The organism is Bradyrhizobium sp. Mp27, from assembly GCF_029953005.1.
GTDB classification, from domain to species: domain Bacteria; phylum Pseudomonadota; class Alphaproteobacteria; order Rhizobiales; family Xanthobacteraceae; genus Bradyrhizobium; species Bradyrhizobium barranii.
In genome coordinates, this window is the sequence record NZ_JASAUS010000398.1 from 1 (window position 1) to 2438 (window position 2438).

The 2438-nt window shown below is 64.4% G+C and carries 1 pseudogene; it reads left to right on the forward strand.

Annotated elements, in window-relative coordinates:
• Window positions 1-1895 (forward strand): annotated as a pseudogene (locus tag QJT78_RS50235) (adenylate cyclase); the annotation flags it as partial.
• Window positions 1896-2438 lie beyond the last annotated feature (543 nt).

Below are 2438 nucleotides of genomic sequence, written 5' to 3' on the forward strand. Positions count from 1 at the left end.
CGGCCATGGTCGCGCGGCTGAGCGGCGGCAAAGCGCTACCCCCTGCGGTGCTCGACCAGATCGTCGCCAAGACGGATGGCGTCCCGCTGTTCGTCGAGGAGCTGACGCGGACCGTGCTGGAGACCAATCTGCTCCGCGATGAGGGCGATCACTACGCGCTCGCGGGGCCGCTGCCGCCGATGGCGATCCCGGCCACGCTCCAGGAGTCGCTGCTGGCCCGGCTCGACCGGCTGGCCCCGGCCCGAGAGGTCGCCCAGGTCGCGGCCGCGATTGGCCGGGACTTCTCGCATGAGCTGCTTGCGATTGCGGCGGCGCTACCGGAGAGCGAACTGCAGGCGGCGTTGGACGACCTCGTCGGCTCGGGTCTGGTGTTCCGGCGCGGGACGCCACCTCAAGCGACCTACAGCTTCAAGCATGCGCTCGTGCAGGACGCCGCCTATGCGACCCTGGTGCGTGCGACGCGCCAGCGCCTGCACGCCCGGATCGCCGCCGCGCTCGAGCAGCATTTTCCAGAGACCGTGCAGGCGCAGCCCGAGCTTCTTGGCCACCATTACATGGAGGGCGGGCTGGCCGAACCGGCGATCGACTATTGGCTGAGGGCGGGACAAGCAGAGATCGCGCGCTCGGCCACAGCAGAGGCGATCGCGCAACTGAGCAAAGGGCTGGAGCTGATCACTGCTCTCCCCGACGATGCCGCACGATGGCGACGAGAGCTGGAACTGCAAGTCGCCCTCGGCGTCGCCCTGATGGCTGCGAAGGGCTGGGCCGCCCCAGAGGTTGGACAGGCCAACGCACGGGCTCGAGACTTGTGCGAGCGGATCGGCGACACGCCGTGGCTCTTCCCTGTCCTCTATGGGGAATGGGTCTTTCATGTCGTGAGGGCGGAGCTCGAGTCCGGTCGAAGTGCAGGCGAGGATTTGCTCCGCCGCGCGCAGGAACAGAACGACGCTGCCGCCGAAACCGTTGGCAACCGCATCGTCGGAACCGCTGCATTGCTTCGCGGCGAGCCTAGAATTGCCCGCGTCCATCTGGAGCGGACGCTCGCTCTCTACGATCCGGCCGCCCATCGGTCGCTTGCCTTTCTGGTCGCGCAGGATCCACGCGTGTCCGGACTGTCCGTTCTATCCTGGTCACTGTTCGCCCTCGGCTACCCCGAGCAGGCACGGGCGAGGAGCGAAGAGGCATTGACAGACGCGAAGGAGTTGTCTCATCGCAACACCCTCGGCTATGCCCTGCTTTACGGCTGCATCCTGTCGCAACTCCGCCGAGACCGAGACGAGGCCCAAGGTCGTGCGAATTCGCTGATCGCGCTTGCGGCCGACCAGGGATCCCCACACTTCCTTGCGGCCGGCAATGTCGTTCGCGGCTGGATCCTGGGTACGACCGGGGAGCTTGAGGCTGGTGTCACGCAGCTCCGGGATGGGCTGACGAGATGGCAGGCTACTGGAGCGGGTTTCCTGGTGCCCTATTTCCTAAGCCTGCTCGCTGAGCTCCACGGCCGTTCCGGCGCAGTGGAGGAAGGCTTGGATCTGATTGCAAAGGCGCTGGGCCGAGTGGAAGAAACCGGCGAGCGGTGGTTCGAGGCCGAGCTCCATCGGATGAAGGGCGAGCTGATGCTGCGGCTGCGGAAGGCCGATCCGACCGCTGCGGAAGCGCGGTTTCGGCAAGCGGCGTCAGTTGCGCGACAGCAGGGCGCCAAGCTGTGGGAGTTGCGCGCAGCGACAAAACTTGCACGATTGTGGAGAGAACAGGGTCGGCGCGGCGAGGCGCACGACCTGCTCAGTCCGCTCTATAGCCAGTTCACCGAGGGCTTTGGGACACCGGATCTACAGGCTGCAAGAGCAATGCTTCGAGAGATCATTGCCAGCTCCGAGCCGAACACTAAACGCCAGTAGTTGATTGGGCAAACGAACACGGCTCTTCGCCAAGTTGCTTGGACAAGAATTTCGCCGGCTTTCATTGGGTCGTGGCGTGAAGCCGCCCGCCTCTGAATGGCGGCTCAGCGGCATTCGCGTCGTTTGACCGTGCGGCCGGCGAGCCATTAATAGCACTGGTCGCCACTGATTTCTGCTAGGGGTCAGCAACGGGCATCGCGGCGCCGTCTACCTTGGTCCGCTCTTGGTCCTAAAGCCGACATCACGGCGCTTGAGCTGGTGGACAGCTAAGGGCCCAGGCTGTGTGAAAACTCCGACGTCGAACTTGCGCATAGAAATTTTGTCTCGATTCCGTTGAATAGGAAAAGGACAGTACTGGCAGCACAGTCGACGGGGGACAAGGGAGAAAACAATTCTGCGCATTCTCTGCTCGCGCACGTTTTCACACAGCCTGGTGTCAATCGGCGTTTGACTGGGACCCCCTATCGGCCTCCAAAAGGGACCCCTTTGATCGGCGTGCTCTGCTGGTAGCGCTCGGGTCGTCGGAGCTGGTCGGGGTTGCGG